The following is a 21,689-nucleotide window of genomic DNA, read 5'->3' as shown; positions in this document are numbered from 1 at the left end:
TTTATGAAATATGCAGTGCTTGATTTGGAAACGACCGGACACAGCGCCTCCGATGATATTTTGCAGGTGGGGCTGGTCCTCCTTGATGATGATCTTGAAGTTATTCATACGTATAATTCGTTTGTAAAGCCAACGATTGCGATACCGCCGTTTATTACGCAGCTGACCGGCATTGACGAGGCGATGGTGGCGGATGCGCCGGAGCTGTCTGATGTGCTGATGGACATGATTCCGCTGCTTGATGATGCGGTGCTTGTAGCGCATAATGTTAATTTTGACGCTGGTTTTCTGAACCAAGCCCTCGATCGCAGCGGCTACCATACGTTTGCAGGGCGCAGACTCGATACGATTGAGCTGCTGCGCATTCTTTTTCCATCGATTACGTCTTACCAGCTTGGTGCTGTTTCTGAGCAGTTCGGCATTACACATGATCATCATCATCGCGCTGATAGCGATGCGATGGCGACCGCCGTTATATTCGCCAAATCAGTTCAAAAGCTACGGAGCTTGCCGCTGCTGACTTTGCAGCGGTTATCTTCGCTTGTAGACAATGGCAGCGATTTAAGCTGGTTTATTACGCTGACGCTTAAGCAGGTGGAACAGAACATCGTAATGGGTGTTCCGGATTATGATTTTTTCAATCAGTTTGCATTGAAAGCCAGAGAATGGACAGAGGAAAAGTCCGCGCGCAGCGAAGAGGGAGCCTCGCCATTGCTGGATATGTCATTCGAGCAATATTTGGATGAAATCAAGCAGCGCTTTATTGAACAATTCCCTAATTATGAAGAACGCGAAGCGCAGACGACGATGTTCCGTGAAGTGTTTGATTCCCTCGATAGCAAACGCCATTTGCTCATTGAAGCGGGAACGGGTACAGGGAAGTCTCTCGGCTATTTAATTCCCGCGCTCTATTATGGTATCCGTCAGAATGAGAAGATAGTCGTCAGCACGCATACCATTAATTTGCAAGAGCAGCTAAGGCAACGCGATGTGCCGCTGCTTAAGCAGATTTTGCCGATAGAGTTCCGAGCTTCTATCTTCAAGGGCCGAGGGAATTATTTGTGCCTGCGCAAGTTTGAAAGTAAAATAAATACAAGGGATATGATGTCCCCCGTTGACGATGCAATAACAGCCTCGCAAATGGTCGTGTGGCTTGGCGAGACGGAAACGGGCGATCAGGAGGAGCTGAATTTCAGCAACAAGGGAACGGATTTCTGGTCCACCGTTGCCAGCGATGCAGATTCCTGTCTGAACCGGGCTTGTCCTTGGTTTAAACGCTGTTATTATCATCGTGCCAAGCATGAAGCCAATATTGCCGATGTGTGCATTACGAATCACTCCATGCTGTTCACAGACATTCAGGCTGACCATCGGCTGCTGCCAACCTACAGCCACTTGATTGTCGATGAAGCGCATCATGTGGAGGAGGTAGCAAGCAAGCATTTAGGCATGCAGCTTGGCTACTATACGATAACGAATGCGTTTACTCGGATGTTTAAGGACGCACGTTCCGGCCTGCTCCCGTCGCTGCGCATTCATCTACAGCAGGAAAGCGATGAGCGGGTGCAAGGCTGGCTGGAAACGATTGATACGATTATCCCCGCCTTCACGGAAGTAAAGGAGCATTGGGAAAGGCTGTTTGAGATGCTGTACAGCTTCGTTCAAGCTTCTCCGGATGCGATGGGTGAGAATAATCAATCCGTTTATCGTTTGCGAGCCGATAGCCTCCCGGAAGGCTGGTCCGAGGTGCTGGCCGAAGAGACCAATATTCATACGGAGCTCATTCGCGTGCTGAAGACGGCTGAGAAGATGTCTGAGGAGATTAAAGATCGCATCGATGAGCTGGCGGTACAGGCGCTTGTAACGGACTTGAATGGCGCTTTGCGCGATTTGACAAGAGTGAAGGATGACCTGCGCAGCTTCATGAAAGTCGATCAGACGACGGACGTGTTCTGGCTTGAGGCCAATATGACCTACAAGCATCGGTCACTGCATCTTTATGCAGTGCCCATTGATGTGAGCAGCCAGCTTCAGCAGTATTTATTTGATGTGAAGGACAGCATTATTTTAACGTCAGCCACTCTATCGGTGCAAAAATCATTCCAGTTCGCTGAAGAGCAGCTTGGACTTGGCGGCTTTGAAGAAGCGGGAAGGCTGCGAACCGTACAGCTTGCATCGCCATTTAATTACCGGGAACAAGCGCTCGTTATTATTCCGCGCAATTTCCCTGTGCTTAAAGGCTCAGCGGGAGAGCCCGCATTTATTTCAATGCTCGTCTCTTCCTTGGCAGATGCGGTGCAGCAGACCAATGGCAGAATGCTCGTGCTGTTTACCTCTTACCGAATGCTAAAGCAGGTATACGATCCGCTTAAGGCGGCGCTTGCGGCCACCAGCATTCAAGTACTGGGCCAAGGCATCGACAGCGGCAACCGTACGAAGCTCACGCGGCGGTTTTTGCAGCAGCCGGAGTCCGTTCTGCTTGGCACAAGCAGCTTTTGGGAGGGCGTTGATATTCCTGGCGAAGCCTTAACCTGCCTTGCCATCGTCAGACTGCCGTTCCAACCGCCGAATCACCCGCTGCTGGAGGCGAAGTCGGAATTGCTGCAGCGCCAAAAGCAAAATCCATTTATGAAGCTGTCGATCCCGCAAGCGGTTATTCGCTTCAAGCAAGGATTCGGCAGGCTCGTGCGAACAGCGAAGGATAAAGGCATTGTCATTATTTATGATACGCGGGTTATTGAAACGTATTATGGCAAGCATTTTCTCTATTCCTTGCCTGGCCCGAAAATTGAGCATATGCATATTGAGCAAATTGTACCGAGAATGAAAGAGTGGCTTGGTGCCGAGAAGGAGGAGGAGAACGGGTGAAGCAGACGAAAATATCGGAGGCCGTCGTAAGACGCCTCCCCATTTACCTGCAAGTGCTGAACGAGCTGAACAACCGGGAGGTGCAGACCGTTTCGTCCCAGGAGCTTGGCGTCAAGCTGGATTTAAATCCGGCGCAAATCCGCAAGGACTTGGCTTATTTCGGCGATTTTGGCCGCAAGGGCATCGGCTATGATGTGACGTATTTAATTGAAAAAATTCGCCAAATTCTCAAGCTTGATCAGACGATAAATGTCGCGCTTGTCGGTGCGGGTAATTTAGGCCATGCGTTGTGCAATTACAATAAATACTCCAAAGACAATATGAAAATCATCGCAGTGTTTGATGTGCATCCATCTAAAATTGGCTCGCAAATTAATAATTTGACCGTTATGCCGATGGATATGCTGAAACAAACAGTGGAGGAAAACAATATCCGGATCGGCATTATAACCGTTCCCGGATTTGAAGCGCAAAACGTCGCTAATCAATTTATTGACGCGGGCATTGAAGGCTTGCTTAATTTTGCCCCGGCGATATTGAAGGTGCCTGAGGAAATTCGCATTCATCATGCTGACTTTACGAAAGAGCTGCTAAGTCTGGCCTATTACTTGGAGAGGGAAAGGGATGACGAAAATGAGCCAAATTTGGATTGAAAATGGACGTTTTGTAACGATGGAGGATGGCGAGCATGTGCTTCAAGGGCATATGGTTGTGACCGATGATCGCATTACATATATCGGAGCAGAAGCTCCAACTGGGCTGCAAGCCGACGTGCAAAAGCTGGATGGCAGCAAGCTTGTTATTATGCCAGGTCTAGTAAACACGCATGGACATGCGGCTATGACTTTGCTGCGCGGCTATTCCGATGATCAAAACCTGCAAGTATGGCTGGAGCAAAAAATGTGGCCGATGGAAGGCAAATACATCGACCTTGATACCCGTGCGGGCAGCGCGCTTGCCGTGGTGGAAATGCTGAAATCCGGTACGACGGCTTTCGTGGATATGTATGACCGCATGGATCAGCTGGCCGAAGTGGTGGAACAGTCCGGCATTCGCGGCTGTCTGACGCGCGGCGTCATTGGCCTCTGCCCAGAGGAAGTGCAGCAAGCGAAGCTGGCGGAAGCGATTGCTTTCGCACGCGATTGGAATGGCAAGGCCGATGGCCGGATTACGACGATGATTTCGCCGCATGCGCCTTATACATGCCCGCCAGATTATATTGAAAAATTTGTACAGGCTGCTCATGATTATGATTTGCCGCTGCACACGCATATGTCAGAATCGATTGCCGAAGTAGAGCAGAACGTTCGCGATTATGGCGTTCGCCCCGTTCAGCATCTTGACAATTTAGGCTTCTTCTCGCGCCCGGCGCTCGTTGCTCATGCGGTGCATTTGAATGACGAGGAAATTGCGCTGCTGGCGCAGCGCAAAGTAGCCGTGTCGCATAACCCGGTCAGCAACCTCAAGCTGGCAAGCGGCATTGCCCGCGTTCCTGCTTTGCTTCGCGCTGGTGTAACGGTATCGCTAGGCACGGACAGCGCAGCGAGCAACAATAATCTTGATCTGTTCAAGGAAATTAATCTTGCAGCTTTGCTGCATAAGGGTGTGTCTGGCGATCCGACGGTTGTGCCGGCGATTGAAGCTTTGCGTATGGGAACGGTATACGGCGCTCGCTCCATTTGGCAGGAGGACTCCATTGGCCGCCTGCGCGTTGGCATGAAGGCTGACTTTATCGCGATCGATATTGAACAGCCGCATTTTTATCCACAGACGGATATTGTGTCCCATTTGGTATATGCCGGCTCTGGTCGCGACGTTAAGCATGTATGGGTAGACGGCCGCCAGGTTGTACGGGATGGCGAATGCACGCTGCTCGATGAGGAGAAAATTCGTCATGATGCTCAGGCGAGCTTCGAGAGGCTGTTGAAGGCATAATGCGGGCGAGAACGAGAAAGCCGTTTTGGACGGTAAAACGAGCTGTCTTTCTATCAGTTATTTTTGTTATCGTATTGCTGGCCGTTACGATTGTTTATTACCGTGCTGTGCATAAGGATTTATGGGCAGAGGAAGCCCCGATTAAAGCGCATGCAATTGAAGCCGCGCAGTTGACGGAAGTCACCGGGATGACAAAGCAGGTGTGGGATGGCATTTCTTGGGTTGTAAAAGGGAACACGGCTGATGAACAAGACGTTTATGTATTCCTGACTACAGCGGAAGGCCCTGTGCTCACGGTAAAAGCGACTGAGCATATTACACAAGAGCAGGCGGATACTGCTTTACTGAGCAGCGAGCCGGATGCGAATATTAAAAGAACACAGCCGGGATTGCTGAACGGCGAGCCGGTATGGGAAATTTTTTATAGCCGTGATGAAGCGATAACGAAATATTATTATGCGTATTATTCGTTCCGCGATGGCGCATTTTTGAAGAAATATAGTTTAGTAGGTGACAAGGCGTCCTAGCTGTAACGGCTTCCTTAGCTGTAACAGTTGGAATTGCTGGCTATTATTACACCCCCTTATTCAACAGGTGATGTGATATACTTTCGTGTATCGGAGTGGATATGCGTTTGGTATATCACCGTCATATTGAGAGGGGGATTTTTACGATGTTCAAACTCAAGATCATGCCGATTTTGCTAACAGCTGCTGCGTCCGCTCTCGTTTTATTTGGAGGCTGGCTTATTTATCATCAGGTTGCATTCGCAGCTCCGCTTGCCAAGGCGGTTGATCAAATAGAAGGTATTGCATCATCCGAGACACCTATTATAGATACGGACCGTATTACTTTCCCGCTGACGCTTACAGCTGGGGCAGATTTAAAGCATGTATATGAAACGATAGCCGAGCAAAGCAAATCTGTCGCCCAAAGCCGCGACATTCAGCTCGATATTGCGAATACAAGCTCGAATGCCAAGCTGGATCAATTATGGTCATCGTCTTTATTCAAAGTGGCTGAAGCGATGGAGCACAAAAACTATTCGACTATTCCTGAGACGTTGAAAGCTTTGGCGGATGAACATTCAGGTGTGAAGGCCGTTACCGATATGGATGACACCAATGTATATATTACGCTGAAAGATGGTACGGCTACGAAGTATATCGTGCTTCCGCGTGTAGCCGCACAGCTGGAGGTGTCCAGTTATGCGTAAATACGGCATCGAAATGGCAATTGGTTTTGTTCCGGTATTGATTGCTTTTCTTTTATTTATAAATGTGAATTTAATGCCCTTTGTGCTGCTTGTCATTATCGCAGCTGCTGTCGTTTATTTAGCGACCGGCAGAGGTAAGCTTGCGCATGCTTCAGGTATGAAGCGGCGGAAGCTATCGGACAGCGTGCCATTCTCCTTTGAGCAAATTGGCGGACAGGAGCGGGCCAAGCAAGAGTTGATCGAAGCGCTCGATTTTCTCGTCCGGCATGAAGAACTGAGCAAGCTCGGCATTCGGCCGTTGAAGGGAATTTTGCTGACGGGACCGCCGGGAACTGGGAAGACGCTAATGGCGAAAGCAGCTGCGCAGTATACCGACTCCATTTATTTGGCGGCCTCAGGCAGTGAATTTGTGGAGATGTACGTTGGCGTCGGGGCGGGCCGGATTCGCGACTTATTCAAGGAAGCTCGTACGAAGGCGAAGAAAGCAGGCAAGGAAAGCGCCGTTATTTTCATTGATGAGATCGAGGTTATCGGCGGCAAGCGCGATGGCGGGCAGCATCGGGAATATGATCAGACGCTCAATCAGCTGCTTACGGAAATGGACGGCATTCATGCCGATACGGCACCGCGGCTGCTCATTATTGCGGCAACGAACCGTAAAGAAATGCTCGATAGCGCCCTGCTTAGGCCTGGACGGTTCGACCGCCATATTGGCGTAGAGCTGCCGGACAAAAAAGCGCGCTATCAAATATTGAATATCCATGCAGCCAACAAGCCGCTTGCCGATACGGTGGAGCTGGAGAAAGTAGCTGCTGAGTCGTTCGGCTTCTCCGGCGCACAGCTTGAGAGCGTCATGAACGAAGGTGCCATTTATGCGATGCGGGAGCAAAGCGAGGTTATTGAAGAGCAGCATCTGGCTATGGCAATTGACAAGGTTATGATGGGCGAGAAGACGGATCGCGAGGCGACGAAGGAGGAGCGCGAGCGTGTGGCGCTGCATGAGCTCGGACATGCGATTTCGGCAGAGCTGCTCCGCCCGGGCAGCGTATCTCAGGTTACTTTGTCCCCACGTGGTCAGGCTCTAGGCTATGTGCGTCATAATCCAGAGCAGGACCGTTATTTATATACGAGGGATTTTCTGAATGGGCAAATTATGATTGCGCTTGGTGGGGCGGCGGCCGAGGAAATCTTCTACGGCAATCGCAGCACAGGGTCGCGTGGCGACTTTGATCAGGCGATGAACATTGTTCGTACGCTCGTCGAATCAGGCTTAACGGAGCTCGGCATTATTCATCCCGAAATGATGACGCCGGATGCCTGGGCGAAAATTAATCGCTCCATCCTTGACGATTTAATGGCCAAGACGATTGCGATGCTGGCGACGAAGCGTCAAGTTTTTCTGGACGCGCTAGATGTCCTGATTCGTGAAGAGACGCTCAGCGGCGTTGAATTTCGTGAATTGCTTAAGAAGTTGTCACAAAGCGCATAATAATTCATCATGAATTATCCTCAATTTATTACAATTTGAAGGCAGACGACATGTCTGTCTTCTTTTTTTTCAGAAAACCGTTATAATAAACATTGAACATAACTATAAAGAGAATGTTTCTCATTTACATGGTGTAGGGAAACGACAAGGAGAGAATCATGTCTATCAAAAAAGTTGGCGTAGTTGGCGCAGGAACAATGGGCCAGGGTATTGCTGAAATGTTGGCCTCTAATGGGCTGGACGTTCATTTAATCGAGATTTCGGAAGAACGATTGACATATGGCAGGCAAATGATTGAGCTTAGCCTGGACAAACAAATCGAGAAATGGGCTTTGACACTGGCTGAGAAGAAGCTGATTATGAACCGTATTCATATGACTTTATCTTATGATGCACTGGCCGAATGCGAGCTGGTCATTGAGACGGTTACCGAGGACTTGGAAAGCAAGAAAGCTGTCATTAGCCAAATAGACGACATTTGCGGCGCTGATGTTATTTTGGCGAGCAATACGTCGACGCTCAGCTTGACGGAGCTGGCTAGTGCATCTGCACATCCGGAACGGGTGATTGGACTTCATTTCATCTATCCGGTACTCAAAATCGATTTGGTAGAAATTGTTCGTGGTCTTAAAACGAGCGAGGATACCTTTACGAGCACCAAACATTTCGTTGAAGAAATTATCCATAAAAAAGGCGTCATGGTATTTGAATCTCCCGGATTCGTAACATCCCGCCTTATTTGCTTATTCATAAACGAAGCTCTGCATGTATTGGAGGAAGGCGTCGCTTCAGCGGAAGATATCGACAGCGCGATGCGTATCGGCTATTCCTTCCAGCACGGTCCTTTCGAGATGGCAGACCGCTTCGGCCTCGATTCGGTGCTTGCTGCACTGGACCGGATGTTCCGTGAATATGGCGAGCTCAAATACCGCCCTTCCATCGTCTTGAAAAAAATGGTGCGTGCTGGCCAACTGGGCGCAAAAACGGGCGTTGGCTTTTTCAAATATGACAAGGATGGGGACCGGATCTAATGAAAGTACTCGTTATTAATGCAGGAAGCTCTTCTCTAAAATATCAGCTTTATGACATGCGCGATGAATCGGTGCTGGCAAGCGGCCGGGTTGAACGGATCGGCATGGATTCCTCCATCGTAACGCATGAACCAGCGGACAAGCCGGAAGTGCGTGATGTGAGCGAAATTTTGGACCATGTGACGGCAGTTAAAAAGGTTATCGACATGCTGACGCATCCGGAACATGGCGCAGTTGCGACCATGGATGAAATAGAGGCGGTTGGACACCGCGTTGTGCATGGCGGGGAAGTATTCAACAGCTCCACGCTTGTTACACCTGAAGTTAAGCTTGAAATTCGCCGCTTGTTTGATCTGGCGCCGCTGCATAATCCAGCCCATATGATGGGGATAACGGCGGTTGAGGCGAATATGCCGGGCGTTCCACAGGCTGTTGTATTCGATACAGCGTTCCACCAGTCGATGCCGAACACCTCTTACCTATACCCGATCCCACAGGTGCTCTATCGTCGCCACAAGGTACGCCGCTACGGCTTCCACGGTACATCGCACCAATATGTGAGCCAGCAAGGCGCAGAGCTGCTTGGAAAGCCGCTGGAGTCGCTTAAAATGGTTACGGCTCATATTGGTAACGGCGCGAGCTGTACGGCGATTTTGGATGGCAAATCGTTTGATACGAGCATGGGCATGACCCCGCTTGAAGGTTTAATGATGGGTACGCGCAGCGGCGATCTTGATCCGGCGATCGTTCCTTTTGTCATGAATAAAGAAGAGCTGACCCTTAGCGAAGTTAATTCCATGCTGAATAAGCATAGCGGCATGCTGGCGATTTCAGGCATCAGCAGCGACATGCGTGAAGTAACGGAAGCGATGGAGGAAGGCGACCGTAATGCGAAGCTTGCTTTTGATATGTACACGTATCGCGTTCGTAAATATATTGGTGCTTACGCAGCTGCGATGAACGGCATTGACGTCCTGCTGTTTACAGCAGGCGTTGGTGAAAACTCTTCGGCGCTTCGCAAAGCGGTATGCGATGGCATCACTTTCCTTGGCATTGAGCTGGATGAAGAGAAAAATGCAAGGCGCAGTAAGGATGCGCGGGTTATTTCGACAGAAGCTTCGCGCGTGAAGGTGCTGGTTGTTCCTACGAATGAAGAGCTCTTGATCGCTCGCGATACGTTTTCATTGGTAAAAGCACAGGCTGCTGGAGAAACAAACGTTTAAAGAAAGCAGGCTTAATGGAAAGGCGGGCAAGCAGTGAGCAATGATGACATCTGGAAAGCTTACTCGCGCGGTATGGCGGCTGTAATGGAGGAGGGCGGTGTGCATATATCCGCTCTGCTGCTGCGATCTTATCGGCAGCTTGGGCTGACGGATAGCGAGCTGCTGCTACTGCTGCAGCTTATGGCATTTCGTGATGCGGAGGGAAATGGTTTCCCGACGCCAGACGAGCTGGCAGAGCGTATGGACGCAAGCCAGCGCAGCATTGTCGAGCAGCTCGGAAAGCTTATGAAAGAAGGCTTTCTGGCGATTGATGAGCACCTGGACTCCCATACCGGCATCCAATCCGAGCAATATAACTGGAGCGGCTGGCTGCTTAAGGCAGCGGAATGGGCAGCTCTGGAAAAACGCGAGTCGAAAAAAGCGGAGAAGGCGCAGCGCCAGCCGGTGCAGCGCGCAGCAAATCCGGTCAATCTGTTTAATATTTTTGAACAGGAGTTTGGCCGGCTGCTATCTCCAATCGAATGCGAGACCATTAGTGGGTGGATGGATGAAGATAAATATGCGGAAGAGCTTATTCGCTTTGCCCTTAAGGAAGCGGTATTTGCCGGGAAGCTAAGCTTCCGCTACATTGACCGCATCTTAATTGAATGGAGCCGCAATCGTGTAACGAACGAGGATGAAGCCCGCGCCCATGCGCAGCGTTTTCGCGGCGGCAGGGGATAAGTGCAGGGAAGTCTGGTTGTAAGCAATGCGTTTTTCGGATTGAATATAGCGACGGTCGTCATCCCTTTTAGGGTGGCGGCCGTTTTATTTTTGACTTTTGGTTGCTGGCTAATTATGCACCAGCAAGCTTTCAGCTGCTATATGTACGAGAGGTAGGAATTACGATAGTGGAAAGCGAATTAAATGGAGTAGCTTTATTAAAGGAGATGAACAAAGCATGCAGCTTACAAATAAAATTGGAGTAATCGTTGATAGCTTTGGCGTCGGCATAAGTGAAGGATTACGATTGGCAAAGGATGCTGGAGCGGAGGGCGTGCAGATATATGCAGTGGATGGAGAAATGGACCCTGCTGTACTGACAGGATTCAAGCGCAAGCAGCTCAAGGAGGAAATTGCCCAGCTAGGGCTTGAAATATCGGCGTTATGCGGCGATTTAGGTGGACATGGTTTTCAGGATAAACGTGCCAATCCGTTAAAAATCGAAAAATCCAAACGCATTCTGGATTTAGCAGTTGAGCTGGGAACGAACATTGTAACAACTCATATTGGAATCGTGCCGGACGATCCGAATAGCGAAGTATATGCATCCATGCAGCAGGCGTGTGAGGAGCTGGCGAATTATGCAACTAGTCATCAGGCGTATTTTGCGATTGAGACGGGGCCGGAAACAGCGGCGCATTTGAAAGCGTTTCTTGATACGCTGGGCTCGCGGGGCGTCTCGGTTAATTTTGATCCGGCGAATATGGTCATGGTTACTGGAGATGATCCTGTGAATGGGCTATACATTTTAAGGGATTATGTTGTGCATACGCATGTGAAGGATGGCGTCCGCCACCGTGTTGTGGACCCCCGGCTAGTATATGGGGCGCTAGGCTATGAAAAAATGGATCATGGGCAAATCGCGCAAATGGCTTCCGAAGGCCCGGACTTTTCAGAGCTGCCGCTTGGCGAGGGCAGCGTAAATTTTGATGCTTATTTTAAGATGATTCAGTCGATCGGTTATCAGGGCTATTTGACGATTGAGCGCGAGGTGGGTACGCAGCCAGAGGAGGATATTCGCAAAGCTGTCGAGTTTATTAAACGATACCGCTAATGAGATGCAAATAAGCCTGATGACACGCAGGCCAAATCTTGGAGTGGCACAAACTATTAGTACAGGTTTGAAATAAAAAAGAGGACCCTTGATGAATTCGAGGGTCTTCTCATGACCGCTTAATTCCGCGGTGGTTTGTATAAACTGTGCACATCCGGATCAGTGTTCAGACTGAAGGAGGAGAGGGTAACAAAAAATAGATTGAACACAAAATAACGCCATGATATAATCGATAGCGTCATTGACGATGCACATTGAGGATGTATCCAATTTTATTCCCACTTTAATTGTACATCTGGAACTTTGATTTGTCAATGCTCTTTTTTATCCCAGAAAAACGGAAAAAGGAGTGTGTTCAGGAGAATGGATACGAAGGATTGGCGGCAGGAACAGGAGCGACTGGAAGGGGTCAGGAACAAGCTGCAGGCGAGAATCGCCAAACTGGAGCCGGAGGTTGCCGGGCTGCGCGATCAGGCTGCGGACATTCGCAAGCGGTTTTGGGAAGAGGTTACGATCAACACAAGCACGCAAGAAGATTTCGAAGAAACCTTCTATACGATTAACCAGCAGTCCGCGGTATTGGCCGAACGGGAGCGGGGCCGCAAGCTGTTGGCGCAGCAATGGGACAGCATGAAACGTCTGCTTCCATCTCCTTATTTCGGACGCCTCGATTTTCAGGAAGATGGTCTGGGCATCAGCGAGCAAATCTATATCGGCGTATCTTCCTTCATCGACGATGCCGGTTTGAGCTTTCTGATTTATGACTGGCGTACGCCCATTGCGAGCCTTTACTACGACTACTCCCCCGGCTTGGCTTCTTATGTCACGCCAGCAGGACAAATCGAAGGGACGATGGAGCTCAAACGCCAGTTTCAGATTCAAAGCGGGCAAATCCAGAGCATGTTTGATGCGAGCGAAACGATCGGAGACGAATTGCTGCAGCAAGTGCTCGGCAAAGGGGCGGACTCGCAAATGAAGAGTATCGTAGCCACCATCCAGAGGGAACAAAATACCATCATTCGAAATGATAAAAGCCGGATGCTAATCGTACAGGGGGCGGCTGGAAGCGGCAAAACTTCCGCGGCATTGCAGCGAGTGGCGTATTTGCTTTACAAACATCGCCAGTCGGTCAAGGCCGATCAGATCGTTCTATTTTCGCCGAATCCGATGTTTACCAGTTATATCTCCACCGTCCTTCCGGAGCTTGGTGAAGAGAATATACAGCAGACGACTTTTCAAGAATATCTCGACTATTGGCTAGGTTCTTCATTACGGCCTGAGGATGCCTTTGATCAGATTGAATATGTACTGACCGCACAAGGGGTGCCAGGTTATGAGGCTCGACTTCAGGGGATCGAATATAAAGCTTCCGAGGTTTTCCTGCAAGCCCTGAAGGACTATGGCATGTGGTTGGGACAAAAAGGCATGCGATTCAACGGTATCCGGTTTCGAGAACGCGATCTGATTACCGCAGAGCGAATAAAAGCGAAATTTTACGAATATGATCGTTCTCAGCCGTTGCTCAATCGTATCGAACTTTTACAGGAATGGCTGCAGAAAGAACTGGTTTTGCTGGAACGTAAGGAGCGGGAAGCGCCTTGGGTGCAGGAAGAGCTGAATTATCTCGATGCCGAGCAGTACGCGGAAGTTTTCGGAATGCTGCATAAAGATAAGGAAGTATTCGACATTGCGGAACAATACGCCGTAGTTCGCGAGAAAATAAGCAACAAGCTTCGGGAAGATGAAGGCGATTTTGACTTCGCTACAAGGGAGGAGGAGCTGCTCTGCCGAAGGATCGTGAAAGAATGCTTTAAACCGCTACGGAAAATGGTGAAGAAGCTCTCGTTCGTAGATATCAAAGGTATATATGGCCAACTGTTTGTTGACGAGGCCGCTTATCAAGAAAAAACGAATGGGGCTGTCGTCCCTCCGCTGTGGCCTGAAATATGCAGGCAAACGAAGGAATCGCTGCTTCGCAATGAGCTATTCTACGAGGATGCGACTCCGTATTTGTATGTAAAAGAACTGATCGAAGGCGTCCGGACGAACAAGGAAATCCGGTATGTGTTCGTTGACGAGGGTCAGGATTATTCGCCGTTTCAATATGAATATATAAAAAAGCTGTTTCCACGTGCTCGGATGACGGTGCTTGGTGATTTTGGGCAAGCGATCTTCATGCAGGCTACAAGTTTGTCCCCCTCCGATTCGCCGCTGGTCCGCCTTTATGGCGAAGCCGAAACGAGCCTTGTCTGCCTTGTACGCAGTTATCGTTCAACCAGGGAGATAGTTGAATTTACGAGATTGATGCTTCCAGGAGGGGAAGAAATTGAACCTTTTGAAAGGGGAGGCCAGAAACCCCTTCTGAAGAGAATGGACAGCGGGGAAAAGCGTGATGCGCAAATGATAGCAGACATCGCAGCGCTCAGGGCCGAGGGCTTCGATTCCATTGCCGTCATTACGAAGACTGCAGCCGAAAGCCGGAAGGCTCATGAATCGTTGCGGATTTATGGAGGCGCAGCTCTGCAGCTCATTACGAAGGAAACGTTGGGCTTTGAAAAAGGAGTAATGGTCATTCCTGTGTATCTGGCCAAGGGTGTCGAGTTCGATGCAGTCTTGATCTATGATGCTTCGCCCGAAGCTTACGGACAGGAAAACGAATGCAAGCTTCTTTACACGGCATGTACACGGGCTATGCATCAGCTTAATCTTTATACGGCGGGCAATTGGTCGCCATTCGTGCAGACATTGCCTGCGCATTTGTATGAGCTAGCCACATCTTGATGGATCGGGGAAGACGTGTCATAAACGTTGCAAATGAAATTTGCTTAAAGCTATAAAACTATGTATAATTATTCATTATTAAGAATATATATTCATAACAGAGGAGAGCTTTATGACATTTAAGGTATTTGTTGACGGACAAGAAGGCACGACAGGCTTGAAGATTTTTGAGTATCTGGCAAAGCTGTCGGACATTGAAGTTCTTAGGATTGACTCTGACAAAAGAAAAGATCCTGAAGAACGAAGTAAATTCCTTAATGGTGCAGATATCGTATTTCTTTGTCTGCCCGACGCGGCTGCCAAAGAGTCAATTGAGCTTGTGAAAAATAACAAAACAAGAATCATTAATACCAGCACTGCTTTTAGAACGGATAAAAGCTGGGTATATGGTCTGCCTGAGTTGAAAAATCAAAGAGAGCTCATACAGTCGGCATCAAGAGTCTCTGTTCCAGGCTGTCATGCAACGGGCTTTATTCTTACGATTAGACCGCTAATTGAAGCAGGCATTCTTCCACAAGATTACCCTGTAACGTGTTATTCCTTGACTGGCTACTCCGGAGCTGGCAAAAGCGGAATAGAAGAATATGAGAATTCAGCATTAGTTGCTGAAAGAAAACTTCATGTTCCAAGACATTATGCGCTGCAGCACAATCATAAGCATATACCTGAGATGTTGATGTATTCAGGACTTTTATATGAACCATTATTTACGCCCATAAAAGCCAATTATGCACAAGGACTCGCAATGTCAGTCCCCTTAATTAGCAGGATTTTGACCAAAAACGCTTCTGCAAAAGAGGTACATGAAGCATTATCCGCGTATTTTGAAGCGGAGCGTTTTGTACATGTCATGCCATATGATTCAGAAGCAAATCTTGATGAAGGACACTTTATGATTTCGGAGTGCAATAACACGAACCGATTGGAAATTTTTGTTTTTGGACAAAAGGGCAAGGTGAATATTATTTCAAGGTACGATAATTTAGGTAAAGGTGCATCAGGGGCTGCGGTGCAAAATATGAATCTCATGCTTGGATTAGATGAGGGGAATAGCTTGATGAACTAATTTCGTATAGGTCAACCAGAGATTTCCGGTTGGCCTATTTTTTCGTCCATGGCAACCGATTTTTCTTGAAGTCGGGCAGCTCTAATCTTTTATTTTAATTGTACATATGCTATTTCAAATTGTAGCTATTGAAATTTTGGAGCATTTCGGTGAATTGCTTCAGCGTGGCATCATCCCACTGTGAAATGCTGGCATAGAAGGCGGATTCTTTTTCCTTCAAGGCTTCCAAAGTTCGTTCTCGTCCAAGCTCGGTTAAAGATAAGCGCACGCCGCGGCGATCCTCAGGAGCTGTTTCACTTTGTACATAGTGGAGCCCCTTAAGCTGGTTGACCAGACGGCTGACGGAGCTGCGGTCCATAGCTGTTGCTTCGGCTAAAGCAGTGGCGCTAGTTGCTCCATAGGAAAGGAGCCACCGTACAATTAAAAAAGCGGCGGGCTGCAAGGTAGAGTCGAACCGCGCAGCAGCTCTGACATTCAAGGCGTGGGAGGCGCTGATAAGCGCATTAAGCTGCTCACCAAGCTTTAGCTCAAGCTGTGTTCTCGGTGAAAGCTGCACTGATTGGTTATTGTCCATAATAAACATCTCCGTTGGCTCCATAGATTTACATTTGAATTTAATTGACATATATCAAACAAAATCATATAGTTGATTTATGTCAATTATATGATTTTGTCTAGAAGGTGTCAAAATAAATTCAGCATGACGGAGGAGAAATGTATGAATATGAATTCAGTGGCTGTCATAACAGGAGCGACCAGCGGCATTGGACAGATTGCGGCAATGGATTTAGCCAAGCGCGGCATGAAGCTTGCATTAACTGCCAGAAGCAGAAAGCGAGCGGAGGAAACAGCCAGAAGGATTAATGAGGTTGCGCCTCATTCAGAAATGGTCTTTTTTTACGGTGACTTATCTATTATGGCGGATGTGAAACGGATAGGGGAGGAAATCAGGTCAGCCTATCCCAAAATCGATGTGCTCGTAAATAATGCGGGTCTGCATGCTTTTGAACAGCGGATCACCTCTGAAGGCCTCTCGGAAATGATGGCCGTCAACTATTTGGCTCCCTGGCTATTGACGAAAATTTTACTGCCGTCGCTCATGGCTTCAAACAAAGCGAGAATTGTCAATGTGGCATCAGAAGCGTCACGCAATCATGGGGTGCTGACGCTGCCTGAAGATTTGACGGATACCGCTGACTTTACAGCGAGGGGCTCGTCAGCCATCTATGGAAAAACGAAGCTGTTGAACATTATGTTTGCAGGAGAGCTTTCCCGTCAATTATCTGGCACTAGTGTAGCTGTTCATACGCTCAATCCTGGATTTAATGTAACCGGACTTGGCCGCGAGCTCTGGTTTGCCCCACTGCTTGAACGAATTTTAAAATGGCTGCGTATTGGAGATCCGCGCAAAGGTGCCGAGATTATTACCCGCCTAGCAGTTGATACGCAATATCAAGACGTTACTGGCGGATATTATAACGTTGGGACAGGCAAATCGATCCTTCCTGTGCGCCCCGGCGGCGATCTGGCAATGCAGTCTAGGCTGTGGAGAGAGACACAACAATTGCTGAAGCAAAAGGAATGGATTTAAATAACGGGCCTAAGCCGATATATTATGACTGTTCTGATTTTACCGCAAAAATCATGATCGCAGCGCTCTCCAACCGCTTAACGAAGATGGAGTAGCGGCGCGACTGAAGCCAGCTTTGAAGCTCATGCAAGCGTAAAGGCTCAATTGCCGCAGCAATTGGCTGCCCGGCAGCGGCAAATTTAGATGAGTCTGCTGCTTCGCTATTCCTGCTAATATCGGTAATGGCTATTCGTCCACCAGGCAGCAGAATACGATCCATCTCAGCCAGAGCAAGCAGTTGCTGGGAAGCATTCAAATGATGCATCGCAAAGCTGCAAGCGATGAAGGAGCATACTCGATCCGGAAGCGGCAGGGTGAGCAGGTTGCCGAGCTTCGCATCCACATGCGGCAAACGCCGACGCAAAATGCCCAGCATTTGCGCCGATTGCTCAATAGCTGTTAAGCGTACACCGGCTTCTGCGAGCTTGACAGACAGATTGCCTGTTCCAGCGCCAAGCTCGGCACCGTACTCGCCTGCAATCGGATCAATCCATTCCAGCGTCTTCATTAACGCTTGTTCATAGCTGGTGGGGGTCAGCACCTTTGCTAAAACAGCCATTGGGGCAGCCTCGCCATGCTCCAGCGCTAGACGATCATAATCCCAGCGATCATTCCAGCTGCTTCGCTGGGAGCGGGAATGCTTCATCTTTTCCGCAGCAACCTCAGCAGCGCCAAGCTCTGGCTGTGGTTGCTGCCGCCATTTGGCTATCGTATCATCAAGCGCCTGCAGCTTTTGCCCCGCTGCGACCCATTCCTCATAGAGGAGAGCGCGCGCACGATCGGCTAGTCGCAGAAAATCATCAGGCTGGCGTGCCGTTTGCAGCACCTCGCCAATGGCAGCCAGCGGCATGCCCAGCTCACGGAGCGCAATAATCCAGCGCAGCCGCTCAATATCTTCCTCGCTATACAGGCGATAACCGTTTTCGCGCGCTTTCGCGGGCGTAACGAGCCCTTTTTCCTCATAAAACCGCAGCGTACGCGGAGTTGTATCCAGCAGCCGTGCCGCTTCAAATACTTTCACAGTCATCCCTCCTTTACTAAGCATGCACCTTTCCCTAACGTAAGGGTCAAGCTTTTTTTGGCGATGCTCATTCAGTCTGCAGCTGATTCCCCCTTGAAAAAAGAGCCGCCTCCGCACGGGTGTGCATCGAGACAGCTCTTCGCCGTATTTAATAGTCTTATCCTAATATAGCCTGTGTTTGAAACAGCGCATTATTTGCGGCCGTTCAACAGCTCCCAGCGATACACGTATTCAAAGATGAACTCAAACGCCTCCAAATGGCGCTTCGCTTCAAACGGAGTCGCTCCCCAAGCATAAATACCGTGCTTGCGCAGCAAAATGCCGGGAATTTCCGGCTGCAGGCGCTCCGTCACTTCAGGAACGATTTGCGGAATGTTGGCGAAGTTGGACACAATCGGAATGTCGATATGCGCTTCTTCGTCCCAAATATTGAAAGCTTTAATTAGCTCTACGCCGTCAACCGGAACGGATTTACGATCCCAGAACCATTCCGAGATGACGCTGTTAAAGACGGTATGCACATGAAAAATAGCGCCTGCGCCCGTCTGGCGGTAAATTTCGCAGTGGATTAGCGTTTCCGCCGAAGGCTTAAGCTTAGTCGCTTCGACAGCTTGGCCTTCTTTATCGACGAATAGGTAGTCTTCCGGTGTATGAACCGTCTTATCCTTGCCGCTTGCCGTAATGGCAAAATGGAACTGCTCGGGGTCGAAATCCCCTACGCGCACGGACAGATTGCCGCTTGTGCCAGGGAACCAGCCGCGCGAGGCAAACAGCTCCTTTACTTCACGCAGATCAGCGAGTGCCTTCTGCTTCTGCTCGGTTGTCATTTGCTCAAATGTCATTACGATTCATCCTTTCCCTTGTCAAGCACGCGAATAATATCATGGAACGTCTCATATTCGGAATGAGGCAGGCCAAGCTCCTGGCATTTCGTCGTCAGGTGTGAGCGGGAAAATACCGTATCCGCCAGCTTTGCGCCTTCAAAGTCCGTCACGCTATCGCCAATGACAATACGTTCATATTTCTCAGCGGGGAAGCCTCGCATAATGGTCGTTTTGCACATGCCGCATTCATTGCTGCATTGTCCATCGCAGGGATGCGGCCATGTAATTTCAATATTAGCACCGCTGAAATCATGGCCATTGCAATAAATATGATCCTGTGGAATATCGAATGGCTCAAGCACCGGATAGACGAAAAAGTCTATGCCGCCGCTTGTCACGTAAAATTCAATCTCATTTTTCCGGCAGTAGGAGAGGAATTCGCCAAAGCCTTCGCGAATGCGGGCATTCGTAATGCCGAAATGGACAACTTCTTTTTGCATAGAAGAAGGGAGGAGGCGGAACAGCTTGCCTACCCCTTCACGAATGGATATTTGCTGTGTAATCGTCTGCTCCACAATCGGCTCCCAGCCCGGCGGGTTAAAATGGCGGATAATCGCAATAATATTATCGTTTACCGTAATCGTTCCGTCGAAATCGCAGAACACGATTCGTTTTTTTGCTGCTGTCATTCTTTAATCCCCCAAGCGTCAATAGCAGCTTGCAGCGCTTCGCCGCCAGGAGCTGCGGCAGCAGCGCGCAGATGAACGCCATTCATCGCTGCATCAATCGCGAGGCGGAAGGCTTGTCCGCCAGCAGCGGTGCCCATCGGATGGCCGTGAATGCCTCCGCCAGCGTTGACGACTACATCGGTGCCGAAGTCGCGCAAAATAAGCGGCACGAGGCCTGGATGAATGCCCGCGGATGGAACAGGGAAGCTGGTGAGCAGCTCGCTGGATGGGGCAAGCAGCGCTTCCTTGACGGCGAGATTTTCTTCCTTCGGCATGACGACCGAGCCGTAAGGAGAAGGGAACAGCACGAGATCAGCTCCCGCAAGGCGCATAAGCTTGCCCAGGAGCACGGAAGCGCCAATGCCATAGTGCGGCGAAGGATACATCGCGCCTGCCATAGCCGGATGCGCTGCAATCGGTACGCTGATCGACGGATCTTTGCTAAGCTCATGCAGCACATCATAGCCGTATGCCAGCACATTAAAGAGCAGGGCGTTAGCACCAGCGGCAATCGCTTTGCGCGCCTGAGAAGCAAGCTGCGAAGTAGGGCCCGTCAAATTGACGGCATACAGCAGCTTTTGGCCCGTTTCCTGCTGGGCGCGCTCGGCAGCTTCCATACAAGCCTCAACGCGTTTTTCCAGCGGGGTCAGCGGATTTTCAAACAAAATCTCATCATCTTTAATCAGATCAACGCCGCCAAGCGCCTGCTTATAAAACTGCTCCTGCAAGTTCGCCAGATCATGGCCGACAACAGATTTGAAAATGCTCATCAGCAGCGGGCGCTCCTGTACGCCGAGCAGGCCTCGAACGCCTTGCAAGCCAAACTTCGGACCCGGGAAAGCAGAGCCGAACGACTGTGAAACTTCAATATCAATCAGCTTAATTCGTCCGTCCATTGACAGCTTGCCGAAAATCGTAACGAGCAGGGCAGGGATATCGCGGCTGAAGTTGATATCTGGATAGGCGATGCGAATATCAGCGTAGCGATTGCCTTCTCCGCCTTCATGCACCTCAACGGACAATACTTTGCCGAGATGCTTCTCCATTTCGGATTTGCGCGCTTCTGGCAAATCGGTCCAGCTACCAACCGTCAGGCCGACGGCAATGGATAACGCTTTTTTATCAAAATCAGCTTTATCATCAAAGCTGCGGTAGGTAGCAATGCAAAATTCACTCATTTTTTCAAGCTCCTTTCAATATCGGCTCCGATTTCGGCTGCGCGTTCGGCGGAACGCTTCATGCCGCTGGCAATTGTCTCAGCTAAACCTTGCTGGCTCATCAGCTCAAGCGCTGCTTGTGTCGTCCCGTTCGGGGATGTCACTTTGTGGCGCAATTCCGCAGGCTCCTCGCCAGTTGCACGGACCATTTCTGCGGCACCAAGCACCGTCTGCGTAACAAGCTCCTTGGCAGCCGTTTCGCTAAGGCCCATTGCCTTCGCCGCATCAATCATCGATTCCATAAAATAATACACGTAAGCCGGGCCGCTGCCCGATACGCCTGTAATGGCGTCTTGATAGTTCTCCTCAACGACGGAGGTGATGCCAACGGATTGGAAAATAGCTTCCGCCAGCAGCTGCTGCTCCTTCGTCACCGCTTCGGAATAACTGATGCCTGTAACACCGAGCCCGATCGTGCAGGACGTATTCGGCATTGTGCGTACGATAGGCAGCTTGCGGCCCAGAAGCAGCTCAATCGAAGAAATCGATAGTCCGGCAATAACCGAAATAATAAGCTGATGCTCCGAAATATAAGGCTTAATGCCTGCAATGGCTTCGACCGCATCTTTTGGCTTCATGGCGAGAAAAATAATATCGGCTTCCTTCAGAAAAGCTTCGTTTGAGGAGCCTTGCAAAATCGTCTGAACACCATACTGGCTGTTAAGCTCGTTCAAACGATCGGCATTTTGCCGATTGAGCATGGCAATGCGTTTCGGCTGCGTCAGGTTCTGATTAATCATGCCCCGGGCGATGGCTTCCGCCATGGAGCCTGCGCCGTAGAAAGCGATTTGCAGCGACTGAATGCGATCAATCGTCTTGGTGTCTGTATCTATTGACATAACGG

At 49.5% G+C, this 21,689-nt stretch carries 19 protein-coding genes; 13 read left to right on the top strand and 6 right to left on the bottom strand.

The window, feature by feature from the left end; all coding sequences use genetic code 11:
* Positions 1-3: 3 nt before the first annotated feature.
* From dinG to argC, 12 genes are all read left to right on the top strand, one after another.
* A complete protein-coding gene (gene dinG / locus ABEW34_RS06750) occupies positions 4-2,868 on the top strand; it encodes an ATP-dependent DNA helicase DinG (protein WP_430156302.1) in 2,865 nt (954 codons plus the stop codon).
* Complete coding sequence (locus ABEW34_RS06745) at positions 2,865-3,521, top strand: redox-sensing transcriptional repressor Rex (RefSeq protein ID WP_046232083.1); 657 nt, start codon at positions 2,865-2,867, stop codon at positions 3,519-3,521. Before dinG ends, ABEW34_RS06745 begins: the two co-directional genes overlap by 4 nt.
* The gene (locus tag ABEW34_RS06740) at positions 3,502-4,803 is read left to right on the top strand and encodes an amidohydrolase (RefSeq protein WP_430156590.1); all 1,302 of its coding nucleotides are present in this window, start codon (positions 3,502-3,504) and stop codon (positions 4,801-4,803) included. The genes ABEW34_RS06745 and ABEW34_RS06740 overlap by 20 nt, the downstream gene beginning before the upstream one ends.
* Positions 4,803-5,330 (top strand): hypothetical protein, encoded by a 528-nt coding sequence (locus ABEW34_RS06735; protein WP_430156300.1) that lies wholly within the window; start codon positions 4,803-4,805, stop codon positions 5,328-5,330. Before ABEW34_RS06740 ends, ABEW34_RS06735 begins: the two co-directional genes overlap by 1 nt.
* Before the next feature lie 146 nt (positions 5,331-5,476).
* Positions 5,477-6,019: a hypothetical protein gene (locus tag ABEW34_RS06730; RefSeq protein WP_430156297.1), complete on the top strand. Its 543-nt coding sequence runs from the start codon at positions 5,477-5,479 to the stop codon at positions 6,017-6,019.
* A complete protein-coding gene (locus ABEW34_RS06725; RefSeq protein WP_430156294.1) occupies positions 6,012-7,508 on the top strand; it encodes an AAA family ATPase in 1,497 nt (498 codons plus the stop codon). Before ABEW34_RS06730 ends, ABEW34_RS06725 begins: the two co-directional genes overlap by 8 nt.
* A 158-nt stretch (positions 7,509-7,666) precedes the next feature.
* A complete protein-coding gene (locus ABEW34_RS06720; RefSeq protein WP_430156292.1) occupies positions 7,667-8,539 on the top strand; it encodes a 3-hydroxyacyl-CoA dehydrogenase family protein in 873 nt (290 codons plus the stop codon).
* Positions 8,539-9,762, top strand: coding sequence for an acetate/propionate family kinase (locus tag ABEW34_RS06715; RefSeq protein WP_430156289.1), 1,224 nt, complete (start codon positions 8,539-8,541; stop codon positions 9,760-9,762). The genes ABEW34_RS06720 and ABEW34_RS06715 overlap by 1 nt, the downstream gene beginning before the upstream one ends.
* Before the next feature lie 33 nt (positions 9,763-9,795).
* A complete protein-coding gene (locus ABEW34_RS06710) occupies positions 9,796-10,485 on the top strand; it encodes a DnaD domain-containing protein (RefSeq protein ID WP_430156287.1) in 690 nt (229 codons plus the stop codon).
* Positions 10,486-10,702: 217 nt separating this feature from the next.
* The gene (locus ABEW34_RS06705) at positions 10,703-11,578 is read left to right on the top strand and encodes a sugar phosphate isomerase/epimerase family protein (protein ID WP_430156284.1); all 876 of its coding nucleotides are present in this window, start codon (positions 10,703-10,705) and stop codon (positions 11,576-11,578) included.
* A gap of 363 nt (positions 11,579-11,941) precedes the next feature.
* Positions 11,942-14,359, top strand: a complete 2,418-nt coding sequence (helD, locus tag ABEW34_RS06700; protein ID WP_430156281.1) for an RNA polymerase recycling motor HelD — start codon at positions 11,942-11,944, stop codon at positions 14,357-14,359.
* Positions 14,360-14,471: 112 nt separating this feature from the next.
* Positions 14,472-15,425: an N-acetyl-gamma-glutamyl-phosphate reductase gene (gene argC / locus ABEW34_RS06695; protein ID WP_430156279.1), complete on the top strand. Its 954-nt coding sequence runs from the start codon at positions 14,472-14,474 to the stop codon at positions 15,423-15,425.
* 109 nt (positions 15,426-15,534) lie between these two features.
* Here the strand turns inward: argC and ABEW34_RS06690 are convergent, their stop codons facing one another.
* Positions 15,535-15,999: a MarR family winged helix-turn-helix transcriptional regulator gene (locus tag ABEW34_RS06690; protein WP_430156275.1), complete on the bottom strand. Its 465-nt coding sequence runs from the start codon at positions 15,997-15,999 to the stop codon at positions 15,535-15,537.
* A 144-nt stretch (positions 16,000-16,143) separates the two neighbouring features.
* Here ABEW34_RS06690 and ABEW34_RS06685 point away from each other — a divergent pair, with 144 nt between their 5' ends.
* Positions 16,144-17,016 carry an SDR family NAD(P)-dependent oxidoreductase gene (locus ABEW34_RS06685; RefSeq protein ID WP_430156272.1) on the top strand — a complete coding sequence of 291 codons (873 nt, stop codon included), beginning with the start codon at positions 16,144-16,146 and terminating at the stop codon, positions 17,014-17,016.
* A 22-nt stretch (positions 17,017-17,038) separates the two neighbouring features.
* Here ABEW34_RS06685 and ABEW34_RS06680 read toward each other — a convergent pair whose 3' ends face one another.
* The 5 genes from ABEW34_RS06680 to proC form a co-directional block, all read right to left on the bottom strand.
* Complete coding sequence (locus tag ABEW34_RS06680) at positions 17,039-18,076, bottom strand: MerR family transcriptional regulator (RefSeq protein ID WP_430156269.1); 1,038 nt, start codon at positions 18,074-18,076, stop codon at positions 17,039-17,041.
* A gap of 191 nt (positions 18,077-18,267) precedes the next feature.
* Positions 18,268-18,918, bottom strand: a complete 651-nt coding sequence (gene mtnB, locus ABEW34_RS06675) for a methylthioribulose 1-phosphate dehydratase (RefSeq protein ID WP_430156266.1) — start codon at positions 18,916-18,918, stop codon at positions 18,268-18,270.
* Complete coding sequence (locus tag ABEW34_RS06670; protein ID WP_430156263.1) at positions 18,918-19,589, bottom strand: 2-hydroxy-3-keto-5-methylthiopentenyl-1-phosphate phosphatase; 672 nt, start codon at positions 19,587-19,589, stop codon at positions 18,918-18,920. Before ABEW34_RS06670 ends, mtnB begins: the two co-directional genes overlap by 1 nt.
* Positions 19,586-20,806, bottom strand: coding sequence for a 2,3-diketo-5-methylthiopentyl-1-phosphate enolase (locus tag ABEW34_RS06665; protein ID WP_430156260.1), 1,221 nt, complete (start codon positions 20,804-20,806; stop codon positions 19,586-19,588). Before ABEW34_RS06665 ends, ABEW34_RS06670 begins: the two co-directional genes overlap by 4 nt.
* Positions 20,803-21,684, bottom strand: a complete 882-nt coding sequence (gene proC, locus ABEW34_RS06660) for a pyrroline-5-carboxylate reductase (RefSeq protein WP_430156257.1) — start codon at positions 21,682-21,684, stop codon at positions 20,803-20,805. Before proC ends, ABEW34_RS06665 begins: the two co-directional genes overlap by 4 nt.
* Positions 21,685-21,689 lie beyond the last annotated feature (5 nt).

Origin of the sequence: Paenibacillus algorifonticola (assembly GCF_050481745.1) — a bacterium.
Taxonomy (GTDB): Bacteria; Bacillota; Bacilli; order Paenibacillales; family Paenibacillaceae; genus Pristimantibacillus; species Pristimantibacillus algorifonticola_A.
Note: the sequence above shows the minus strand (reverse complement) of the source record. Positions and strands in the feature narration are given on the sequence as shown.

Bases quoted from the DNA above. Each gene is read 5' to 3' on its own strand.
- dinG (WP_430156302.1), top strand. From the start codon at position 4: ATGAAATATGCAGTGCTTGATTTGGAAACGACCGGACACAGCGCCTCC.
- ABEW34_RS06740 (WP_430156590.1), top strand. From the start codon at position 3,502: ATGAGCCAAATTTGGATTGAAAATGGACGTTTTGTAACGATGGAGGAT.
- ABEW34_RS06735 (WP_430156300.1), top strand. From the start codon at position 4,803: ATGCGGGCGAGAACGAGAAAGCCGTTTTGGACGGTAAAACGAGCTGTC.
- ABEW34_RS06730 (WP_430156297.1), top strand. From the start codon at position 5,477: ATGTTCAAACTCAAGATCATGCCGATTTTGCTAACAGCTGCTGCGTCC.
- ABEW34_RS06725 (WP_430156294.1), top strand. From the start codon at position 6,012: ATGCGTAAATACGGCATCGAAATGGCAATTGGTTTTGTTCCGGTATTG.
- ABEW34_RS06720 (WP_430156292.1), top strand. From the start codon at position 7,667: ATGTCTATCAAAAAAGTTGGCGTAGTTGGCGCAGGAACAATGGGCCAG.
- ABEW34_RS06715 (WP_430156289.1), top strand. From the start codon at position 8,539: ATGAAAGTACTCGTTATTAATGCAGGAAGCTCTTCTCTAAAATATCAG.
- ABEW34_RS06705 (WP_430156284.1), top strand. From the start codon at position 10,703: ATGCAGCTTACAAATAAAATTGGAGTAATCGTTGATAGCTTTGGCGTC.
- helD (WP_430156281.1), top strand. From the start codon at position 11,942: ATGGATACGAAGGATTGGCGGCAGGAACAGGAGCGACTGGAAGGGGTC.
- argC (WP_430156279.1), top strand. From the start codon at position 14,472: ATGACATTTAAGGTATTTGTTGACGGACAAGAAGGCACGACAGGCTTG.
- ABEW34_RS06690 (WP_430156275.1), bottom strand. From the start codon at position 15,999: ATGGACAATAACCAATCAGTGCAGCTTTCACCGAGAACACAGCTTGAG.
- ABEW34_RS06685 (WP_430156272.1), top strand. From the start codon at position 16,144: ATGAATATGAATTCAGTGGCTGTCATAACAGGAGCGACCAGCGGCATT.
- mtnB (WP_430156266.1), bottom strand. From the start codon at position 18,918: ATGACATTTGAGCAAATGACAACCGAGCAGAAGCAGAAGGCACTCGCT.
- ABEW34_RS06670 (WP_430156263.1), bottom strand. From the start codon at position 19,589: ATGACAGCAGCAAAAAAACGAATCGTGTTCTGCGATTTCGACGGAACG.
- ABEW34_RS06665 (WP_430156260.1), bottom strand. From the start codon at position 20,806: ATGAGTGAATTTTGCATTGCTACCTACCGCAGCTTTGATGATAAAGCT.
- proC (WP_430156257.1), bottom strand. From the start codon at position 21,684: ATGTCAATAGATACAGACACCAAGACGATTGATCGCATTCAGTCGCTG.